Source organism: Tahibacter sp. (assembly GCF_032229445.1).
Taxonomy (GTDB): Bacteria; Pseudomonadota; Gammaproteobacteria; order Xanthomonadales; family Rhodanobacteraceae; genus Tahibacter.
Genome location: NZ_JAVTWC010000064.1, coordinates 1 through 19321 on the forward strand (window position 1 = coordinate 1; position 19321 = coordinate 19321).

Consider the following 19321-nt stretch of genomic DNA (forward strand, 5'->3'; position numbering starts at 1 on the left):
TGGTAGCGGGGGCAGGATTTGAACCTGCGACCTTCGGGTTATGAGCCCGACGAGCTGCCAGACTGCTCCACCCCGCATCAGAGAAACGGAAGTCTACGGATAGTGAGGGATTTACGCAAGCATTAAGAGTGATCTCATCTGCATTGCGCGCAGGTTTCGATTCCCTGCTGCATCCCGTCACATCCTCGCCCCATGACTGTTGTCCAGTCATAAGGCCGTCCCAGACCCAAGGACACTCCACAAAAGCAAAAAGCGGTCCTGCTATCTCACCGGCCGGCGCTGCGGTTTACGGTGTGATGCCGAGCGCACGCGCGCACCATCCGTACAACGGACCCCAGGTGAGGCCGAGCACGAGCAATGCAAGGGCGTTGATCGAGATCACTGCGCGCATGGGCGCGTCGGCCGGCTTGACGATGGCAGTTGCGCCCTCGGCCGGGTCGTCGAAGTACATGACCTTGACGATGCGCAGGTAGTAGTAAATGCCGATGATCGCGAACACGGCGCCGGTGATGGCGAGCCAGAGCGTACCGGGGACGGCGACCGCCTTGAGCACGAGCAGCTTGCCGAAGAAGCCGAACAACGGCGGCACGCCGGCGAGTGAGAACATGGTCAATGCCATGAGGAACGCGTACCACGGCGCGCGCTGTCCGAGGCCCTTGTAGTCCTCGATTTCTTCCGCCTCGAAGCCGGCGCGGGACAACAACAGGATGACGCCGAAGGCCACGGCAGCGGTCAGCGCGTAGCTGATCGCGTAGAACATCGCGGCCGCATAGCCTTCCGGCTGGCCGTTGACGAGGCCAAGGAACAGGAAGCCCACATGTGAGATCGTCGAGTAGGCCAGCATGCGTTTGAGGTTGCTCTGCATGATCGCCGCGATATTGCCGATCGCGAGCGACAGCACCGCCAGCAGGGCCAGCATGAGCTGCCAGTGGCCGCCGACGCCGTCGAGACCCGACTCGAGCAGGCGATACGCCATGCCGAACGCGGCCAGCTTGGGCGCCGAGCCGATGAATGCGGTGACCGCGGTCGGTGCGCCCTGGTAGACGTCGGGCAACCACATGTGGAAGGGCGCCGCGCCGAACTTGAATCCCAGGCCGACGACGACGAACACCACGCCGAACAGCAGCAGGCCGCGTTGCGTGCCTTCGGCAGCCGCCTTGTGGATCACGGCCAGATCCAGCGAACCCGTCGCGCCGTAGATCATGGACATGCCATAGAGCAGCATGCCCGAGGCCAGAGCACCGAGGACGAAATACTTCATCGCCGCTTCGGAGGACAGCGGTGAATCCCGGTTCAGGGCAACCAGCGCATAGGACGACAGGGCGAGCAGTTCAAGGCCGAGGTAGATCATGACCAGGTTGCCGGCAGACACCAGCAACATCATGCCGAGCACCGCGAACAGGCAGAGCACGTAGAACTCGCCGATGAACAGGCCACGATCGCGCAGATACGGCCGCGCATAGACGAAGACCAGCGCGCTCGTCAGCAGCACGAACACCTTGAGTATGCTCGCGATGCCATCGCGCACGAACATGCCGCCGAACGCGGTGGGCGTGCCGAAATGTTGCAGCACCAGCCAGCCGGTCACGGCCAGCGCGACGATCGACAGATAGTGCGTGACGCTGCGCTGCGCCGGCTTGAGGAACAGATCGAGCAGCAGCAGCGCGCAGATCGCTACGGTCAGGAAGGACTCGGGCAGCAGGGTGAGGATGTCGTTAAGGCTGATCATGGTCGGTCCTTCACGCGCCCTTGCTGATGACGATGTGCTTCACGAGCTCGGCGATCGGCGCATCCATGAGGTTGCCCAGCGGCTGCGGCCACAGGCCGAACAACAGCACCGCCACGGCCAGAGTAGCGAGTACGAAAGTCTCGCGCGCATCCATGTCCTGCAGTTGGGCGACATTGTCGTTGGCGACCTCGCCGAAGATCACGCGCTTGACCAGCCACAAGGTGTAGGCCGCGCCGATGATCAGGGTGAACGCCGCCAGTGCGCCAACTACCGGGTTGTACTGGAACGCGGCAAGGATGACCCAGAACTCGCCGACGAAGCCGCTGGTGCCGGGCAGACCGCAGTTGGCCATCGCGAACAGCACGAAGAATGTCGCGAAGCGTGGCATCGTGTTCACCACGCCGCCGTAGTCGCGGATCATGCGTGTGTGCAGCCTGTCGTAGAGCACGCCGACGCTCGCGAACATCGCACCCGAGATGAAACCGTGCGAAATCATCTGCACCATCGCGCCCTGGATGCCGATTGCCGCACCGTTCGCATTGCCGCTACGCGCGAGCGCGAGCGATATGAAGACGCCGAGGGTGACGAAGCCCATGTGCGCGATCGACGAATACGCGATCAGCTTCTTCATGTCTTCCTGCACCAGCGCGACATAGCCGACGTAGACCACGGCGGTCAGCGACATCGCGATCACGACCCAGGCGTATTCGGTGCTGGCGTCGGGAACGATGGGCAGCGAGAAGCGGATGAAGCCGTAGCCGCCAATCTTCAGCATGATTGCGGCCAGCACGACGGAGCCACCGGTCGGCGCCTCGACGTGGGCATCCGGCAACCAGGTATGCACCGGCCACATCGGCACCTTGACCGCGAACGCGATCAGGAAGGCGAAAAACAGCCAGGCCTGTTCCTGCGCCGAAAGGCTGACCTGCGCCAGCTCCGCCAGCTCGAACGTGCCGGTCTTGAAATACAGGTACAGCAGTCCGATCAGCATGAAGATCGAACCGAAGAAGGTGTAGATGAAGAACTTCAGGGTCGCGTAAACGCGACGCACGCCGCCCCAGATGCCGATGAGGATGAACATCGGGATCAGCATGCCTTCGAAGAAGACATAGAACAGCAGCGCGTCGAGCGCGCAGAACACGCCGACCATGAGGCCTTCGAGCACCAGCATGGCAGCCATGTACTGACTGACCTTCTCATTGACCGAACCCCAGCCGAGGATGATCACGAGCACGCTTGTGAACGTGGTCAGCAGCACCAGCGCGACCGAGATGCCGTCGACACCCAGGTGATAGCGCACGTTCAGCGCTTCGATCCAGAGCACGTTTTCCTGCAGGTACATGTTCTTCAGCAGGCCCAGGTCCGGCGCGCTGCGGGCGATCGCGTCGGCCACGGCATGGTTGAAGCCCGTCAGCATCGCGAGACTGATGACGAACGTGAGTACAGCGACGCCGAGCGCGATCGCACGCGCAGCGCCGGGACGCTTGTCGCCCGCCAGCAGCACCGGAATCGCGCCGAGAATGGGCAGCCAGATCAGCAGGCTAAGCAAGGGCCAGTTCGCAAACATTGTCATTATTCCCTTGTGCGCCGAGTCAGCGTGCCAACCACAGACCGGCCAGCAGCACGATCAGCCCCAGAATCATCGCGAACGCGTAGTGGTACAGATACCCCGACTGCACGCGGCGCACGCGGGCCGCGATGCCGCGAACCAGTGCGGCCGCGCCGTTGACGATACCGTTGTCGATCACAGCGACATCGCCGCCGCGCCACAGGCCGCGGCCGAGCTTGAGGCCGCCGCGAGCGAACACCGCGAAATACAGGTCGTCGACGCCGTACTTGTTCTGCAGCAGGCGGTAGATCGGCGCGAACATCGTCGCGGCGCGATCGGCGATCGAGCGATTGAACAGGTACACATACGTGGCGACGGCGAAGCCGGCCAGCGCGAGCCAGAACGGCGGCGCCATCAGCCCATGCAGCAGCATCGCCCACGGCCCGTGCCATTCATGCGCGAGTTCGGCCAGCGGGCCGCCCTCCTTCACCACGATCGCGCCGGCGAAATAGTCGCCGAACAGCATCGGTCCGATCGTAAGCCAACCTATGATCACCGAAGGAATCGCGAGCAGGATCAGCGGCAGCGTGACGACCCAGGGCGACTCGTGCGGCGCATGTTCCAGGTGACCCGGCGCGTGATGGCCGTGGTCGTCGGCATGATCGTCAGCATGGCCGGCGTGATGCGCATGGTCCTTGTGCTCGACGACGAAGCGTTCCTTGCCATGGTAGGTCAGGTAGATCAGGCGGAAGCTGTACAGCGCAGTGACGAACACGCCAATCAGCACGCAGAAATACGCATAGCCTGAACCGAAGCGATGGGATTCGTGCACCGCCTCGATGATGGCGTCCTTGGAGAAAAAGCCCGAGAAGCCCGGGAAGCCGGTCAGCGCGAGGGTGCCGATCCAGCCCGTGATGAAGGTAATGGGCATGTATTTCTTGAGGCCACCCATGTAGCGCATGTCCTGCTCATGGTGCATCGCCATGATGACCGAGCCGGCACCGAGGAACAGCAGCGCCTTGAAGAACGCATGCGTCATCAGATGGAAGATTGCCGCGGAATACGCCGACACACCGAGCGCGACGGTCATGTAGCCCAGCTGGGACAGGGTCGAATACGCGACCACGCGCTTGACGTCGTTCTGCACGATGCCGATCAGGCCGGTGAACAGTGCCGTGGTCGCACCGATGATCATGACGAAGGACAGCGCCGTTTCCGACAGTTCGTACAGCGGCGACATGCGCGCGACCATGAAGATGCCGGCGGTGACCATCGTCGCGGCGTGGATCAGCGCCGAGATCGGCGTCGGGCCTTCCATCGAATCCGGAAGCCAGACGTGCAGCGGCACCTGCGCCGACTTGCCCATCGCGCCTATGAACAGCAGCACGCCGATCACGGTCGCGGCTTCCCAGGGATGTCCGGCAAGCACTTCGAGCGTCTTGCCGGTGAGCGTCGCATCGGCCGACCTGAACACGACGGCGTAGTCGAGCGAGCCGAACCAGAACAGCACAGCGGCGATGCCGAGCAGGAAGCCGAAATCGCCGACGCGGTTGACCAGGAACGCCTTCATGTTGGCGAAGATCGCCGTCGGCCGCTTGAACCAGAAGCCGATCAGCAGGTACGAGACCAGGCCGACCGCTTCCCAGCCGAAGAACAGCTGCATGAAGTTGTTGCTCATGACGAGCATGAGCATCGAGAACGTGAACAGCGAGATGTAGCTGAAGAAGCGCTGGTAGCCGGGATCTTCGTGCATGTAGCCGATGGTGTAGATGTGCACCAGCAGCGACACCGAGGTGACCACGACCATCATGACCGCGGTCAGGCGGTCGACGAGAAAACCGACATGAGCACTCAGCGGACCGATCTCGAACCAGGTGTACAGGTTCTCGTTGAACACGCCCCAGCCGCCGGTGGACTCCTGGTAGAGCACGTAGCACGACAGCAGGAACGACACCGCCACGCCGGCGATGGTGACGGTATGCGCGCCGGCGCGGCCGACCTGCCTGCCGAACAGGCCGGCAACGATGGCGCCGAACAGCGGCGCGAGCGCGATGACGAGGAGAATCAGCTTGGGCGTGATCATCTTCCGCTTATCCCTTCATCGAATCGATTTCGGCCACGTTGATGGTGGCTCGGTTGCGGAACAGCACGACCAGGATGGCCAGGCCGATCGCGGATTCCGCCGCGGCGACCGTCAGAATGAAGAACACGAAGACCTGCCCCGCCGGATCGCCCAGATAACGGCTGAAGGCGACGAAGTTCATGTTCACTGCGAGCAGCATCAGTTCGATCGCCATCAACAGCACGATGACGTTCTTGCGGTTGATGAAGATGCCCGCGACGGAGATGCAGAACAGGATCGTGCCGAGCACGATGAAATGCGCGAGCGAGATCATGCGGCGTCTCCGTTCTTCGGACCTTCGCTGGCCATCTTCACGACGCGCAGACGCTCATCGCGCTGCACCAGCACCTGCTGGCTCGGCTTCTGCGTGCGCACGCCGCTGCGCTTGCGCAGGGTCAGCGTGACCGCGGCAATCAGCGCGACGGTGAGGATCAGCGCGGCGATCTCGAACGGCAGCAGGAACTGCGTGAACAGCGCCTTGCCGAGCCAGGCAGTATTGCCGCCGGCGGCGATCGCCGGATTCTCCGGCAGAGGGATTGCCTGCATGGACTTCAGGCCGATCAGGCTGAGCATCTCCGCGAGCATCACGACCGCGACGATCACACCGACCGGCAGGAAACGGATGAAACCTTCGCGCAGGGGTTCCATCTTGATGTCGAGCATCATGACCACGAACAGGAAAAGCACCATCACGGCGCCGACATAGACCACGATCAGGGCGAGTCCGAGGAACTCGGCCTCCATCAGGATCCAGATGCCGGCCGCGGTGAAGAAGGTCAGCACGAGGCTCAGCGCCGCATGCACGGAATTCTTCAGCGTGATCACGGCCAGGGCCGATGCGACCAGCACCGCGGCGAAGGCATAGAACAGTATCTGCTGCGTCATCGGGCGTTCTCCTGCGCGCTCAGCGGTAAGCCGCGTCTTGTGCGCGTGCGGCCGCGATCTCGGCCTCGTAGCGGTCGCCCAGGGCCAGGAGTTTTTCCTTGGTCAGGATGTTCTCGCCGCGTTTTTCAAAGTGGTACTCATGGATGTCGGTCTCCACGATCGAATCGACCGGACAGGACTCTTCGCAGAAACCGCAGAAGATGCACTTGAACAGGTCGATCTCGTAACGCGTGGTACGGCGCTGGCCGTCGCTGGCGCGCGGCGCCGCGTCGATCGTGATGGCCAGGGCCGGGCACACGGCCTCGCACAGCTTGCACGCGATGCAGCGCTCTTCGCCGTTGGGATAGCGGCGTAGTGCGTGCAGGCCGCGGAAGCGGTTGGACTTGGGAATCTTTTCCATCGGGTACTGCATCGTGTATTTCGGCTTGACGAAATACTTGCCGGTAACCCATAGGCCCTGCAGCAATTCCAGCAGGAACAGGCTCTTGACGTAATTGAGGACGCGATTCACGGGGTGACTCCCGGGCCGATGGTCACGCCGCCAAAATAGGCGAGGCAGCCGGCGACGAAGGTCCAGGCGATGGTGATCGGTATGAACACCTTCCAGCCCAGGCGCATGATCTGGTCATAGCGGTAGCGCGGGAACGTCGCGCGGAACCACAGGAAGAAAAAGGCCATCACGAATGCCTTCGCGAACAGCCACCACCAGCCCGGCGCCGACAGGATGCCCAGTCCCCAGCCCTGCACCGGCGACAGCCAGCCGCCGAGAAACAGGATCGAAGCGAGGAACGCGACCAGGATCATGTTGGCGTATTCGGCCAGGAAGAAGATCGCGAAGGCCGAGCCCGAATATTCGACGTGGAAGCCGGCGACGATTTCCGACTCGCCCTCGGCCACATCGAACGGCGCGCGATTGGTTTCGGCTACGCCGGAGATGAAATAGATCACGAACATCGGCAGCAGCGGCAGCCAGAACCACTCGAGGAAGCCCCTGCTGCCGGCCTGGGCGTCGACGATGTCGGACAGGTTGAGGCTGCCGCAGAGGATCAGCACGCTGACCAGCGCCATGCCCATCGCGATTTCATAGGACACCACCTGCGCGGCCGAGCGCATCGCGCCGAGGAAGGCGTACTTCGAGTTCGACGCCCAACCCGCGAGGAGGATGCCGTAGACGCCGAGCGAGGTCATCGCGAGCAGGTACAGCAGTCCCGCGTTCGCATTCGACCAGGCGAGCCTGTCGCCGATCGGCACGACCGCCCACGCGGCCATCGCCGGCGCGAGCGCCAGCAGCGGCGCGAGATAGAACAGGAAGGTGCTGGCCTTCTCGGGAACCGTGATTTCCTTGAACAGCAGCTTGAACACGTCGGCGAAGGCCTGCGCGAGTCCGAGCGGACCGATCTGGTTCGGCCCCATGCGGACGTGCATCCAGGCCATGACCTTGCGTTCCCACCATACGAACATCGCCACCGAGATGATCAGCGGCACCATCGGCAGCAGGATCAGGCCGAGGAAAGTGGACAGCGTCGGCCACTGGGCGACGAAGTTGTTGAGCAGCGCGATCAGGGAGTCCATGCGCCTATGCCTTGCTGATGCTGAGTTCGGCGCCGTAGGCCGGCAGCGCTGCGGTTTCGCCGTAGCCCGCCTCGATCCAGGCGCCACCGCGGGGCACGCCGGCGCTGACCACGACCGGCAAGGTCGCGGTGCCGGCCGTGCCAGTAACCTTGACCATGCTGCCGTCGTCGATGCCGAGGCCGGCCGCGTCCTGCGGGTTCAGGCCGAGCCCTGCGCCGCTGTTGAGCGGATGCGCCTGCAGCGCCGTCGCGCGACGCACCACGGCGTCGCTGCGGTAGATCGGCACGGTCGCGATGCGCACAAGCCCCTTGGCTTCCTGACGGCTGGCGACCTTGGCCTGCACCTGCGGCGCGATCGTCGCGGTCTTCGCCGCGAGCGTGGCGCGCAGCTCGGCCATTTCCGTGAAGTCGAAACCCGCCACGGCGAGCTTGCCGCCGAGCGCGCGCAGCACCTTCCAGCCGGGACGCGCCTCACCCGGCGGTTTGGCGCCGGCCGTGACGGTCTGGCTGATGCCGTTGAGGTTCACGAGCGTCGCGTCGGTTTCCGGCAGCGCCGTGATCGGCAGGATCACGGTCGCGACGGCCTTGAGCGCGTCACTCGCGAATGCGCTGAACGCGATCACGACATCGGCCTTGGCGAGCGAGGTCATGGCCAGCCCACCGTCGCCGAAATCGTAGGGTGGCTCGGCGCCGTAGAGCACATAACCCTTGCGCGGCAGCGCAAGCATGGTGCGCGCATCGAGTCCGCCGCTGGCCGGCACGACGCCGCTGCGCGTCAGACCCAGCGTGTTCGCGCCGAGCGGAACTTCGTTGTAGCCGGCGTCCGTCGCAAGCGCGACGAAGCGCGCGCAGGCACGCAGCAGCGACGCCTGCGGATGCATCGCGGCAGCTTCGCCAAAGATGATCACCGCGGCGCTGGCGTCCTTGAGCGAGGCGGCCAGCGCGCGCGCGGCATCGTCGGTGGTCGCCGAAGCGAGCAGCGCAGCGAGCTCCGACGGTGCTTCCCCGCCGAGATCGAGCGCAGCCCTGGCGAGTTTTACGGCTTCGTCGGCAAGCGCCGCCGGCGCAGCGATCAGCTTGCTGGCGAGGTCATAGTTCAGATCGAAATCGATCGGGTTCAGCACATGCACTCGCGCGCCGCGCCGGGAAGCCTTGCGCACGCGATGGTTCACGAGCGGCAGTTCGTGACGCAGGTTGGATCCGAACAGCAGCACTGCGCCAGCCTTCTCGATCTCGGCCACTGGCGTGGCGAAGCCGAAGCCTGCCGCCGCGTCAGTGAAGTCGAGCTGGCGCAGGCGATGATCGACGTGCTTGGAACCCAGCCCGCGCACGAGTTCGGCAACGAGATGTCCTTCCTCGTTCGAGGTGGCCGGATGCACCAACGCGCCGAGGTCGTCGCCGCGCACACTCCTGAGCTTTTCGGCCGCCAGATTCAGCGCCTCGTCCCAGCCGACCGCAGTCCATTCGCCGTTCTTCTTCACGAGCGGCTGGGTCGCACGATCGGCCGCATGGAGACCCTGGTGGCTGTAGCGGTCGCGGTCGGACAGCCAGCACTCGTTGATCGCTTCGTTGTCGCGCGGCACATGGCGCAGCACGTCGCCGCGGCGCGTGTGCAGCCAGATGTTGGAACCTTGCGCGTCGTGGTAGCCGACGCTCTCACGCGCGATCAGTTCCCAGGCACGCGCCTGGAAGCGGAACGGCTTGTTCGTCAACGCGCCGACAGGGCAGACATCGATGATGTTGCCGCCGATCTCGCTCTCGATGGTCTTGCCGACATAGGTGCCGATTTCCAGGTTCTCGCCGCGGTTCATGCCGCCGAGCTCGTACGTGCCGGCGACTTCGCTGACGAAACGCACGCAACGCGTGCACTGGATGCAGCGCGTCATCTCGGTCGCGATCAGCGGGCCGATGTCCTCGTCTGCGACGGCGCGCTTGCGCTCGACGAAGCGGCTGACCGAACGGCCATAGCCCATCGACAGATCCTGCAGTTCGCACTCGCCGCCCTGATCGCAGATCGGGCAATCCAGCGGGTGGTTGATGAGCAGGAATTCCATGACGTTGCGCTGCGAGCCCAACGCCTTCTGCGAGCGTGTCAGAACCTTCATGCCTTCCATGACCGGCGTCGCGCAGGCCGGCATCGGCTTGGGCGATTTTTCCACTTCGACGAGGCACATGCGGCAGTTCGCCGCGATGGTCAGCTTGTCGTGGTAGCAGAAGCGCGGAATCGGCACGCCGGCCTTGTCGGCAGCGTGGATGATCATCGAGCCTTTCGGCGCGAGCATGGCCTTGCCGTCGATCTCGATGTTGACGTGATCGGGCGGCGTGGTCGGAGTTGCGGGCTGGGCGCTCATGCGTCGTTCGTCCTCACGCGGCCTTGCCGAGCTGGTCGTCGACGAGCGAGCGCTTGTTGACGATGAAATATTCGAATTCGTGCCAGAAGTGCCGCAGCATGCCCTGTACCGGCCAGGCCGCGGCTTCGCCGAACGCGCAGATGGTATGACCTTCGATCTGGCCCGCAGCCTGCTTGAGCATGGCCAGATCGCTGAGTTCGGCCTTGCCTTCGACGATGCGCGTAAGCATGCGGTACATCCAGCCCGTGCCTTCGCGGCAGGGCGTGCACTGGCCGCAGGATTCGGCGTAATAGAAGCGGCTGATGCGCTGGCAGGCGCGCACCATACAGGTCGAATCGTCCATGACGATGACGGCGCCCGAACCGAGGCCGGAACCGGCCTTCTGGATCGAGTCGTAGTCCATCGTGCATTCGAGCATGGTCGCCGCGGGCAATACCGGCATCGACGAACCGCCCGGAATCACGGCCTTGAGCTCGCGGCCGTTGCGGATGCCGCCGGCGAGCTGCAACAGATCCTTGAACGGCGTGCCGAGGCGGATCTCGTAGTTGCCCGGCTTTGCGACGTGCCCCGAGACGGAAAAGATCTTCGGCCCACCGTTGTTCGGCTTGCCGAGATTCAGGAACCAGTCCGCGCCGTTGCGCAGGATCGCCGGCACCGAGGCATAGGTCTCGGTGTTGTTGATCGTGGTCGGCCGGCCGTACAGGCCGAAACCGGCCGGGAACGGCGGCTTGAAGCGCGGCTGGCCCTTCTTGCCCTCGAGCGATTCCATCAGCGCAGTTTCTTCGCCGCAGATGTAGGCGCCGGCGCCGAGCGCGGTGTGGATGTCCACGTCGACGCCCGAGCCCTGGATGTTCTTGCCGAGCAGCCCCGCGGCGTACGCTTCTTTCAGCGCTTCCTCGAAGTTCTCGAACGGCTCGTGGTGGAATTCGCCGCGCAGGTAGTTGTAGGCGACCGTCGAACCGGTGCAATAGCAAGCGATGGCCAGGCCTTCGACGACCGAGTGCGGGTTGAAGCGCAGGATGTCGCGGTCCTTGCAGGTGCCCGGCTCGGACTCGTCCGAATTGCAAAGAATGTACTTCTGCCCCGGCGCCGTGCGCGGCATGAACGACCATTTCAGGCCGGTCGGAAAACCTGCGCCACCGCGGCCACGCAGCGAGGACTTCTTGATTTCCTCGATCAGCGTCGCGGCATCGGGTTTTTCGGCCAGGATCTTCTTCCAGGCCTGGTAGCCGCCCACGCTGAGATAGTTGTCAAACGCCCAGGGCTTGTCGAAATGCAGCGTCGTGTAGACGACCTGGTGTTCCTGCGGAGCGGGGCCGACCGGGCCAGTGGAATGCGATGCCATGTCGTGCCTCACTTCAGGCCGTCGAGAATCTGGTCCACCTTCTCGGTGGTCAGGTTCTCGTGGTAGTGGCCGTTGACGACCATCATCGGCGCGCCGCAGCAGGCAGCCAGGCACTCTTCCTCGCGTTTGAGGTAGATGCGACCGTCGCCGGTGGATTCGCCGAGCTTGACGCCGAGCTTGTTCTCGCAATAGCGCACGACGTCTTCGGCACCGTTGAGCCAGCACGAGATGTTGGTGCAGATCGCGACGTTGTTGCGGCCGACCGGCGACGTCTCGAACATCGAGTAGAACGTGGCAACTTCATAGGCCCAGACGCTGGGCAGGTCGAGGTACTTGGCCACCGCCGTGGTCAGCTCGTCGGTCAGATAACCACCGTGCTGCTCCTGCGCCGCCATGAGTCCCTGGATCAGCGCCGAGCGCTTGCGGTCCGGCGGGAACTTCGACGCCCAATGGTCGATGTGGCGGCGCGTCTGCTCGGTCAGCGCGACCAGCGGGTCGACGTCCTTGACCTGGTTGTAGGTGCCAGTGGCTTTCATGATGTGCTCCGGGCGCTCAGCGGTCGATTTCGCCGAACACGACGTCGTAGGTGCCGATCATCGCGACGACGTCGGGCAGCATATGGCCGCGCACGATCTCGTCCATCGACGACAGGTGGGCAAAGCCGGGCGCGCGCACTTTCAGGCGGAACGGCTTGTTGGCACCGTCGGAAACGAGATAGATGCCGAACTCGCCCTTGGGCGCCTCGACCGCGCTGTAGGTATCGCCGAGCGGCACGCAATAGCCTTCGGTGAAGAGTTTGAAGTGATGGATCAGCGCTTCCATGTCGTCCTTCATCTCCTCGCGGGACGGCGGAGCGACCTTGAAGTTCTCGATCATGACCGGGCCGGGATTGGCCCGCAGCCACTTCACGCACTGTTCGATGATGCGGTTGGACTGGCGCATTTCCTCGACACGCACGAGATAGCGGTCGTAGCAGTCGCCCTTCGTGCCCAGCGGAATGTCGAAATCCAGATTGGCATACGCGGCGTAGGGCTGCTTCCTGCGCAGATCCCAGGCAACGCCCGAACCGCGCAGCATCGGACCGGACATCCCCCAGGCGAACGCCTGTTCCGGTGTCACCACGCCGATACCTACGGTGCGCTGCTTCCAGATGCGGTTGTCGGTCAGCAGCGTTTCGTATTCGTCGACCTTGCCGTAGAAGTCCTTGCAGAAGGCCTCGAGGAAATCGAGCATCGAACCTTCGCGCCATTCGTTCATGCGCTTGAGATCGCCGCCCTTGTGCCAGCGCGATTCCTTGTACTGCGGCATGCGGTCCGGCAGGTCGCGGAAGACGCCGCCGGGACGATAGTACGTCGCATGCATGCGCGCGCCGGACACCGCCTCGTAGCAGTCCATCAGTTCCTCGCGCTCGCGGAACGCGTACAGGAACACCGCCATGGCGCCGAGATCGAGTGCGTTCGAACCGATCCACATCAGATGGTTGAGGATGCGCGTGATCTCGTCGAACATCGTGCGGATGTACTGCGCACGGATCGGCGCTTCGACGCCGACGAGCTTTTCGATCGCACGCACGTAGGCGTGCTCATTGCACATCATCGAGACGTAGTCGAGCCGGTCCATGTAGCCGATGGACTGGTTGAACGGCTTGGATTCGGCCAGCTTCTCGGTGCCGCGATGGAGCAGGCCGATATGCGGATCGGCGCGCATGATGGTCTCGCCGTCCATCTCCAGCACCAGGCGCAGCACACCGTGCGCGGCCGGGTGCTGCGGGCCGAAGTTGATCGTGTAATTGCGGATTTCCTGCATGGCTTACTTCCCCGCTGCCGCAGTGGCGGCGGCTTCGGCCTGGGCCGTGTCGTAGCGCGAATCGTCGCGGATGACGCGCGGCACGAGCACGCGCGGATCGATGCTGACGGGCTCGTAGATCACGCGCTGCTTCTCCGCGTCGTAGCGCACTTCGACGTTGCCGATCAGTGGGAAGTCCTTGCGGAAGGGATGGCCGACGAAACCATAGTCGGTGAGGATGCGGCGCAGGTCCGGATGGCCTTCGAACACGATGCCGTAGAGATCGAAGGCCTCGCGCTCGAACCAGTTCACGCCCGGATGCAGGGCGGTCAGCGACGGCATGATCGGCAGCGCGTCGTCGAGGCAGAAACCCTTGAGGCGCAGGCGCCGGTTGTGCGTGATCGACAACAGATGGGCGACGACGGCGTAGCGCTTCAGGTTGCCGCTCACGCGCGGGCGCTCGTCCCAGCGAAAGCGGCCCGGGCCCTGCCCTTCGACGCCACGCGAGAAGCCCTGGCTGGATACGTCGGTCGTATCCCACTCAGTCTGGCCATAGCTCAGATAGTCGACACCGCAGACGTCGACGACCTGCTCGAAGCGGAACTCGGCCTCATCGCGCAAAGCCTGCGCGACCGCGAACCAGTTCTGCGGCAGCACTTCCAGCGTGGTTTCGCCGCGCCACTCGGTGGCGGCGACGACATCGGCACCGAAGCGCGCGGTAAGGCGCTGCGCCAGCGTGGTAGGCAGGTTGTCGCTCATGCGGGGAGTCCGTTAGCGCGCGATGGTGTTGGTGCGGCGAATCTTTTTCTGCAACTGCAAGATGCCGTAGATCAGCGCTTCCGCGGTCGGCGGGCAGCCGGGCACGTAGATGTCGACCGGCACGATGCGATCACAGCCGCGCACCACCGCATAGGAATAGTGATAGTAGCCGCCGCCGTTGGCGCAGCTTCCCATCGAGATCACCCACTTCGGATCGGGCATCTGGTCGTAGACCTTGCGCAACGCCGGCGCCATCTTGTTGACCAGGGTACCGGCGACGATCATCACGTCGGACTGGCGCGGGCTCGGACGGAACACGACGCCGTAGCGGTCCAGATCCAGGCGCGAAGCGCCCGCATGCATCATCTCGACGGCGCAGCAGGCCAGCCCGAACGTCATCGGCCACATCGAGCCGGTGCGTGCCCAGTTGATCAGTGCATCGGCGGACGTGATCGCAAAACCGCGCTCGACCAGCGGGTTGTCGCCGTCAGGCCGCAGGATGTCGTCGACGGTGGAGACCGGAACCGGGTTGTGCATGACCCGGCTGAGGCTGTCGGTCATTCCCATTCCAGCGCTCCCTTCTTCCAGACGTAGACGAAGCCGACGACGAGCAAGGCCAGGAACAGACCCATTTCGATCAACGCGACGAGGCCGATCTGCTTGAAGACCACCGCCCACGGGAACAGGAAGGCGATTTCCAGATCGAAAATGATGAACAGGATGGCGATCAGGTAGTAGCGCACGTCGAATTTCATGCGCGCGTCTTCGAAAGCTTCGAAGCCGCATTCGTACGCGGATTGCTTACGCGCGTCGGGACTCTTGGGTCCCAGTACGGTGCCTACCGCCAACAGCACCAGGCCAAGGCCGGTGGCGGCGACGAGAAATAGCAGGATGGGCCAATATTCGGCAAGCACGAGTCCGTGAACCTCCGCACCGGTAAACGATGCATCAGCGGCCGCGCGCAGTGTGCTGAATCCCGCACGACCGTAACTAGATTGGTGCCCAAAGGGGGACTCGAACCCCCACGACCTAAGTCGCTACCACCTCAAGGTAGTGCGTCTACCAATTCCGCCATCTGGGCAATGTGTTCCAACTAGTTCTTCTTCGACTCGTCCGCCTTGGCTTCGGTCTTGTCGTCACTCTTGGGAGCGGCGGCAGGAGTAGCGGGCTGGGGCACCACGGGCACATCGGTAGCTGCCGGGGCCGGTACCGACGCCTGTGGTACATCGCCTGTCGGCGGTGCAGCGTCAGGAGTTTTCGCGGGAGCGGCAGGTACTTCGGTACCGGACATGAGACCCAGATCGGTTTGCGGCTTGGGAGCCGTGCCACCGCCAAGGTACATGCCCATGCCCAGACTGAGCAGGAAGAACAAACCGGCCAGAACCGCAGTAGCCCGCGACAGGAAGTTGGCCGATCCGCGCGCACCGAACACCGTAGCCGACGCACCCGAGCCGAAGCCCGAACCCGCGTCTGCACCGGCGCCGCGCTGCAGCAGAATCAGCGCCACCATCGCTACTGCGATCAAAATATAGAACACGTTGAAGATTGTAAGCAGCATCTCGACTCAGCCTGGGCGCGCCTGAAGCGCGGCCTCACAAATCTTGAGGAAATCGGCCGCGACCAGTGAGGCGCCGCCAATCAATCCACCGTCCACATCTGCCTGAGCGAACAGCTCGACGGCGTTGGCCGGTTTGACACTACCGCCATAAAGTATGCGCAGCAAGTTGGCGAGTGTAGCATCGTGAATCGCGAATTGGCTACGGATAAACGCGTGTACTGCCTGCGCCTGTTCCGCGCTCGCCGTGCGTCCCGTACCGATGGCCCAGACCGGCTCATAGGCGACCACGGCATCGGCAAACGCTGCGATGCCGCAGGCCTGGATCACCGCTGCTATCTGCGCGCCGACGACGGCTTCGGTCTGACCGGCCTCTCGCTGTTCGAGCGTCTCACCGACGCACAGCACCGGGATCAGTCCCGCCGCCTGGGCCTGACCGAACTTGGTCGCGACGCGCCCGTCAGATTCCGCGTGGTACTGGCGACGCTCGGAATGGCCGACCAGGGTATGGCGACAACCGATGTCGCGAGCCATGGCCGCGGCGATCTCACCGGTATAGGCGCCCTGCGCATGTTCGCTGACGTCCTGCACGCCGAACGCGAGCGCAGTGCCGGCGTGAGCGGCAGCCAACCCGGCCACGTAGACCGACGGTGGGAACACGGCCACATCGACCCCGGCCGGCAGCCCTGCAAGGATGGCGCGCACGAGCTCCGCCGCACTCGCGGCGCTGCCGTGCATCTTCCAGTTCCCTGCCACCAGCTTGCGACGCATCGGGTTCATATCCGCGAAAGGGCGCGCAGGATAGCGACGCATCCGTGGCGACGCAATTCGCCATTGCCAGTGACCGGGGTCTCAGGTTGAATCGCGGTTCCGCCCGCGGCCCAGCGCCGCCTTCGCGCAAGGAAACGCCATGTCCAACCCTGCCGCCCGCTGGGCGCTCGTCACCGGCGCCTCGGCCGGCATCGGCTCGGCCTTCGCGCGCGAACTGGCGGCCCGCGGCCATCGCGTCGTCCTCACGGCGCGGCGCGAAGACCGGCTCGCCGCGCTGGCCGACGAACTGCGCCAGCGTCACGCCGTCCAGGTGGAAACCATCAGTGCCGACCTGGCCGAAGTCGACGCGAGCGAACGGCTCTGCGCCGATCTCGACGCGCGCGGCATCGCCGTCGACGTGCTGATCAACAACGCCGGCTACGGCGTTGCCGGCCAGTACCCGTCGCAACCGTGGAAGGTGCATGCCGACTTCCTGCAAGTGATGGTGACCGCCCCCTGCGAGCTGGCCTATCGGCTGCTGCCGGGCATGCAGCAGCGCGGCTACGGCCGCATCGCCAATATCGCCTCGCTGGCCGGCCATGTGCCCGGCTCCGCCGGCCACACCCTGTATGCCGCCTCGAAAGCCTTCCTGATCAAGTTCTCGCAATCGCTGGGGCTGGAAAATCGCAGCCGCGGCGTGAACGTCTGCGCGGTCTGCCCGGGCTTCACCTGGTCGGAATTCCACGATGTCGTCGGCTCGCGCGAACAGGTCTCGCGCATGCCGAAATGGATGTGGATGACGGCCGAGGATGTCGCGCGCGAGGGTCTGGACGCGCTGGAGCGCGGCGAGATCGTGCACGTGACCGGCCGCGCCAATCGCGCGATCAAGGCCCTCGTGAAGATGTTGCCGGACCGCTTCGCGCTGAATCTGATCCAGCGCCGCTCGAAGGACTTCCGCGTGCAGGAACCGCACTGATGCGGTCAGCGGACGCCGCCGCGCATCCGGCGGCCGACTCGGCCCCGGCGGCGTGGCACTGGCTGCTGCTGACCGCGCTCATCGTGCTGCAGAGCTGGACCGCCGCCGGCATGGCCGGCACGCCCGACACACTGCGCGATCTGTATTTCGCGCAGCAGCTCGCCGCCGGCCAGCAGTGGCCGTTGGCGGGGCCGGTCATCTACAACACCCTGCATCTCGGGCCGGTCTGGTACTACCTGCTGGGCCTGGCCATGTGGCTGGTACCGCATCCCCTGACGGTGCCGGTGCTGACGGCGGCGATCGCCGGACTCAAATATCCTCTCGCGTACGTGATCGGCCGCCGCTACGGCGGCGCGCGCCTGGGCCTGCTGTTCGCGCTAGCGTTTTTCGCGCCGGGCTGGTCATCCTTCATTCTGGCCGCGATGACGCATACCACGGTCGTGGAAAGCGCGATGCTGTTCGGCCTGTGGTGCGCGTTGTACTACCGCGACCGCCCCGGACCGACGCGCGCGCTGCTGCTCGGCCTCGGCGCCACGCTCATGTTCCATGCGCATCCCACGACCCTTCTGATCGGCAGCCTGCTGGTCGCCTATGCGACAGCCGCCACGGCAGGGTGGGCGACGCGCGCGCGCGATCTGGTACTGGTTGCCGCCGTAGGCCTGCTGAGCCTGCTGCCGATGCTGATCGAACAGATGCTCAACGGCTTCGCCGACCTGAACACACTCGGCAGCTACGCGGGCCGCGACCCTGCCGTGCCGACCGCGGCGCGTCTGGTCGCGATGCTGCTGAGCCTGGCCGGTTATGGCGCCGAGTACACATTGCGCTATTGGCTGGAACTACCGGATGCAGCGCGGCGCGCGCTGATGATCCTGCATCTGCTCGCGCTCGCGGCGTGCACGCTGCTGGCGCTGAGTTCGCGCTGCCGCGAGCGTCGCCGCATCGCCGTGCTGATGCTGATCCTGCTGCCGCTGCAATCGGCCTTCGTGCTCGCGTTGCGGCCGGTGACGCCGTACTGGATGATTTTCGCGCACCTGCCGCTCGTGGCCGTGCTGGTGGCGCTGGGGCTCGAGCGGCTCTGCGAGTTCGGCCGCGCCGCGCAAGCGACCGTCGCCATCGTGCTGCTCGTCTGGAGCACGTGGTCGGTCGCGATCTACGTGTCGCTCTCGCATCCGCCCGAAGAGGCTTACATCCCCGTCGCCGAACCCGGACGGCACGGCCTCATGGACGTGATCCATCGCCTGACCAAAGGCGAGCGGCGCAACATCCTGCTGCTCGCCATGAACGACCGCTACACGATCACCACGCCGCTGTGCGGACAGACCACGCTGTACGCGCACTACGCGGAATTCATCGACCAGTCCCTCGGCGTTGGCCTGCTCGTGCGCTGCGGCCGCAAGGACCAGGTGCAGATTGGCGGTCCGCCCCAGGGCCGCGCGCTCATTGGACTGCGCGACCATACCTGGGCCTTGATCGGCGCCACGCCACAGCAGCGCATCGCACACCTGGGCTACAGCGATATCGGCCAGATGCTGCACGCGGGCCGGCCCTCGCCGCCAGCGGTCGCCGGCAAGTTTCCAGCCCATCCCGACCTGCCGGTCCAGCCACAGGACTTCGTCGTACGCGGCGAATCCGCGCCCGGCGAATTCGTTGTCGTATCGCATCGCGCGGCGTTTCACGAACCGTTCGAGGTCGGACGGGCCAGCGCGGATGGAGAGCCGATCGAGGCCGTCTACCGCGACCACATCACTGCGATCTTCCGCGCGCCGACAGCCGCGACTGCCGCGGTGCGATGGGAGATTCCGGTACACGCCAGTCCGGATCACGTCGACGCGGTGAGCGTCGCCGACGCCGGGAATGGGCAGGCCGCCAAACCGTAGCGGTGGCCCGCCTCCGGCACTGTGTATCAGCCCCCTTACGCGCCTGCTGCCGGCAAACGGCCTGCAG

At 64.6% G+C, this 19321-nt stretch carries 18 protein-coding genes and 2 tRNA genes; 2 read left to right on the forward strand and 18 right to left on the reverse strand.

All coding sequences use genetic code 11. The features are described 5' to 3' along the window. The 18 genes from RUU78_RS12220 to tpiA form a co-directional block, all read right to left on the reverse strand. Positions 1-77 (reverse strand) — tRNA-Met (locus RUU78_RS12220). Between the two features lie 209 nt (positions 78-286). After that, entirely contained in the window at positions 287-1729 is a 1443-nt protein-coding gene (gene nuoN, locus RUU78_RS12225) for an NADH-quinone oxidoreductase subunit NuoN (RefSeq protein ID WP_313916962.1), read from the reverse strand. Positions 1730-1739: 10 nt separating this feature from the next. After that, positions 1740-3296: an NADH-quinone oxidoreductase subunit M gene (locus RUU78_RS12230; protein ID WP_313916964.1), complete on the reverse strand. Its 1557-nt coding sequence runs from the start codon at positions 3294-3296 to the stop codon at positions 1740-1742. Positions 3297-3321: 25 nt separating this feature from the next. Beyond that, the gene (gene nuoL / locus RUU78_RS12235) at positions 3322-5361 is read right to left on the reverse strand and encodes an NADH-quinone oxidoreductase subunit L (RefSeq protein WP_313916966.1); all 2040 of its coding nucleotides are present in this window, start codon (positions 5359-5361) and stop codon (positions 3322-3324) included. A 7-nt stretch (positions 5362-5368) separates the two neighbouring features. Continuing rightward, positions 5369-5674 carry an NADH-quinone oxidoreductase subunit NuoK gene (gene nuoK, locus RUU78_RS12240; RefSeq protein ID WP_313916968.1) on the reverse strand — a complete coding sequence of 102 codons (306 nt, stop codon included), beginning with the start codon at positions 5672-5674 and terminating at the stop codon, positions 5369-5371. After that, positions 5671-6285 (reverse strand): NADH-quinone oxidoreductase subunit J, encoded by a 615-nt coding sequence (locus tag RUU78_RS12245; RefSeq protein ID WP_313916970.1) that lies wholly within the window; start codon positions 6283-6285, stop codon positions 5671-5673. The genes nuoK and RUU78_RS12245 overlap by 4 nt, the downstream gene beginning before the upstream one ends. A 19-nt stretch (positions 6286-6304) precedes the next feature. After that, complete coding sequence (nuoI, locus tag RUU78_RS12250; RefSeq protein ID WP_313916972.1) at positions 6305-6796, reverse strand: NADH-quinone oxidoreductase subunit NuoI; 492 nt, start codon at positions 6794-6796, stop codon at positions 6305-6307. Then, positions 6793-7857: an NADH-quinone oxidoreductase subunit NuoH gene (nuoH, locus tag RUU78_RS12255; protein ID WP_313916973.1), complete on the reverse strand. Its 1065-nt coding sequence runs from the start codon at positions 7855-7857 to the stop codon at positions 6793-6795. The genes nuoI and nuoH overlap by 4 nt, the downstream gene beginning before the upstream one ends. A 4-nt stretch (positions 7858-7861) precedes the next feature. Further along, positions 7862-10207 (reverse strand): NADH-quinone oxidoreductase subunit NuoG, encoded by a 2346-nt coding sequence (gene nuoG / locus RUU78_RS12260; RefSeq protein ID WP_313916975.1) that lies wholly within the window; start codon positions 10205-10207, stop codon positions 7862-7864. A gap of 13 nt (positions 10208-10220) precedes the next feature. Then, positions 10221-11552, reverse strand: a complete 1332-nt coding sequence (gene nuoF, locus RUU78_RS12265) for an NADH-quinone oxidoreductase subunit NuoF (RefSeq protein WP_313916977.1) — start codon at positions 11550-11552, stop codon at positions 10221-10223. An 8-nt stretch (positions 11553-11560) separates the two neighbouring features. Continuing rightward, positions 11561-12088 (reverse strand): NADH-quinone oxidoreductase subunit NuoE, encoded by a 528-nt coding sequence (gene nuoE, locus RUU78_RS12270; RefSeq protein ID WP_313916979.1) that lies wholly within the window; start codon positions 12086-12088, stop codon positions 11561-11563. A gap of 16 nt (positions 12089-12104) precedes the next feature. After that, positions 12105-13358, reverse strand: coding sequence for an NADH-quinone oxidoreductase subunit D (locus RUU78_RS12275; RefSeq protein ID WP_313916981.1), 1254 nt, complete (start codon positions 13356-13358; stop codon positions 12105-12107). 3 nt (positions 13359-13361) lie between these two features. Beyond that, the gene (locus RUU78_RS12280) at positions 13362-14096 is read right to left on the reverse strand and encodes an NADH-quinone oxidoreductase subunit C (RefSeq protein ID WP_313916983.1); all 735 of its coding nucleotides are present in this window, start codon (positions 14094-14096) and stop codon (positions 13362-13364) included. Positions 14097-14108: 12 nt separating this feature from the next. Then, complete coding sequence (locus RUU78_RS12285) at positions 14109-14663, reverse strand: NADH-quinone oxidoreductase subunit B family protein (protein WP_313916985.1); 555 nt, start codon at positions 14661-14663, stop codon at positions 14109-14111. Next, a complete protein-coding gene (locus tag RUU78_RS12290) occupies positions 14654-15010 on the reverse strand; it encodes an NADH-quinone oxidoreductase subunit A (RefSeq protein ID WP_313916986.1) in 357 nt (118 codons plus the stop codon). The genes RUU78_RS12285 and RUU78_RS12290 overlap by 10 nt, the downstream gene beginning before the upstream one ends. Positions 15011-15092: 82 nt before the next feature. Continuing rightward, positions 15093-15177, reverse strand: a tRNA-Leu gene (locus tag RUU78_RS12295). 12 nt (positions 15178-15189) lie between these two features. After that, positions 15190-15654, reverse strand: a complete 465-nt coding sequence (gene secG / locus RUU78_RS12300) for a preprotein translocase subunit SecG (protein ID WP_313916988.1) — start codon at positions 15652-15654, stop codon at positions 15190-15192. 6 nt (positions 15655-15660) lie between these two features. Further along, the gene (gene tpiA, locus RUU78_RS12305; RefSeq protein ID WP_313916990.1) at positions 15661-16422 is read right to left on the reverse strand and encodes a triose-phosphate isomerase; all 762 of its coding nucleotides are present in this window, start codon (positions 16420-16422) and stop codon (positions 15661-15663) included. A 139-nt stretch (positions 16423-16561) separates the two neighbouring features. On the opposite strand from tpiA, the gene RUU78_RS12310 reads away from it, so the two are divergent. Then, complete coding sequence (locus RUU78_RS12310; protein ID WP_313916992.1) at positions 16562-17377, forward strand: SDR family oxidoreductase; 816 nt, start codon at positions 16562-16564, stop codon at positions 17375-17377. Further along, on the forward strand, positions 17377-19254 hold the full coding sequence (locus RUU78_RS12315) for a hypothetical protein (protein WP_313916993.1): 1878 nt from the start codon (positions 17377-17379) through the stop codon (positions 19252-19254). Before RUU78_RS12310 ends, RUU78_RS12315 begins: the two co-directional genes overlap by 1 nt. Positions 19255-19321 lie beyond the last annotated feature (67 nt).

What these genes read in the sequence shown, in the direction of transcription:
- nuoK (WP_313916968.1), bottom strand. Translation starts at nt 5,674, where the DNA reads ATGATCTCGCTCGCGCATTTCATCGTGCTCGGCACGATCCTGTTCTGC.
- RUU78_RS12245 (WP_313916970.1), bottom strand. Translation starts at nt 6,285, where the DNA reads ATGACGCAGCAGATACTGTTCTATGCCTTCGCCGCGGTGCTGGTCGCA.
- nuoL (WP_313916966.1), bottom strand. Translation starts at nt 5,361, where the DNA reads ATGATCACGCCCAAGCTGATTCTCCTCGTCATCGCGCTCGCGCCGCTG.
- nuoN (WP_313916962.1), bottom strand. Translation starts at nt 1,729, where the DNA reads ATGATCAGCCTTAACGACATCCTCACCCTGCTGCCCGAGTCCTTCCTG.
- secG (WP_313916988.1), bottom strand. Translation starts at nt 15,654, where the DNA reads ATGCTGCTTACAATCTTCAACGTGTTCTATATTTTGATCGCAGTAGCG.
- RUU78_RS12315 (WP_313916993.1), top strand. Translation starts at nt 17,377, where the DNA reads ATGCGGTCAGCGGACGCCGCCGCGCATCCGGCGGCCGACTCGGCCCCG.
- RUU78_RS12275 (WP_313916981.1), bottom strand. Translation starts at nt 13,358, where the DNA reads ATGCAGGAAATCCGCAATTACACGATCAACTTCGGCCCGCAGCACCCG.
- tpiA (WP_313916990.1), bottom strand. Translation starts at nt 16,422, where the DNA reads ATGCGTCGCAAGCTGGTGGCAGGGAACTGGAAGATGCACGGCAGCGCC.
- RUU78_RS12310 (WP_313916992.1), top strand. Translation starts at nt 16,562, where the DNA reads ATGTCCAACCCTGCCGCCCGCTGGGCGCTCGTCACCGGCGCCTCGGCC.
- nuoE (WP_313916979.1), bottom strand. Translation starts at nt 12,088, where the DNA reads ATGAAAGCCACTGGCACCTACAACCAGGTCAAGGACGTCGACCCGCTG.
- RUU78_RS12230 (WP_313916964.1), bottom strand. Translation starts at nt 3,296, where the DNA reads ATGTTTGCGAACTGGCCCTTGCTTAGCCTGCTGATCTGGCTGCCCATT.
- nuoF (WP_313916977.1), bottom strand. Translation starts at nt 11,552, where the DNA reads ATGGCATCGCATTCCACTGGCCCGGTCGGCCCCGCTCCGCAGGAACAC.
- nuoH (WP_313916973.1), bottom strand. Translation starts at nt 7,857, where the DNA reads ATGGACTCCCTGATCGCGCTGCTCAACAACTTCGTCGCCCAGTGGCCG.
- nuoG (WP_313916975.1), bottom strand. Translation starts at nt 10,207, where the DNA reads ATGAGCGCCCAGCCCGCAACTCCGACCACGCCGCCCGATCACGTCAAC.
- RUU78_RS12285 (WP_313916985.1), bottom strand. Translation starts at nt 14,663, where the DNA reads ATGGGAATGACCGACAGCCTCAGCCGGGTCATGCACAACCCGGTTCCG.
- RUU78_RS12280 (WP_313916983.1), bottom strand. Translation starts at nt 14,096, where the DNA reads ATGAGCGACAACCTGCCTACCACGCTGGCGCAGCGCCTTACCGCGCGC.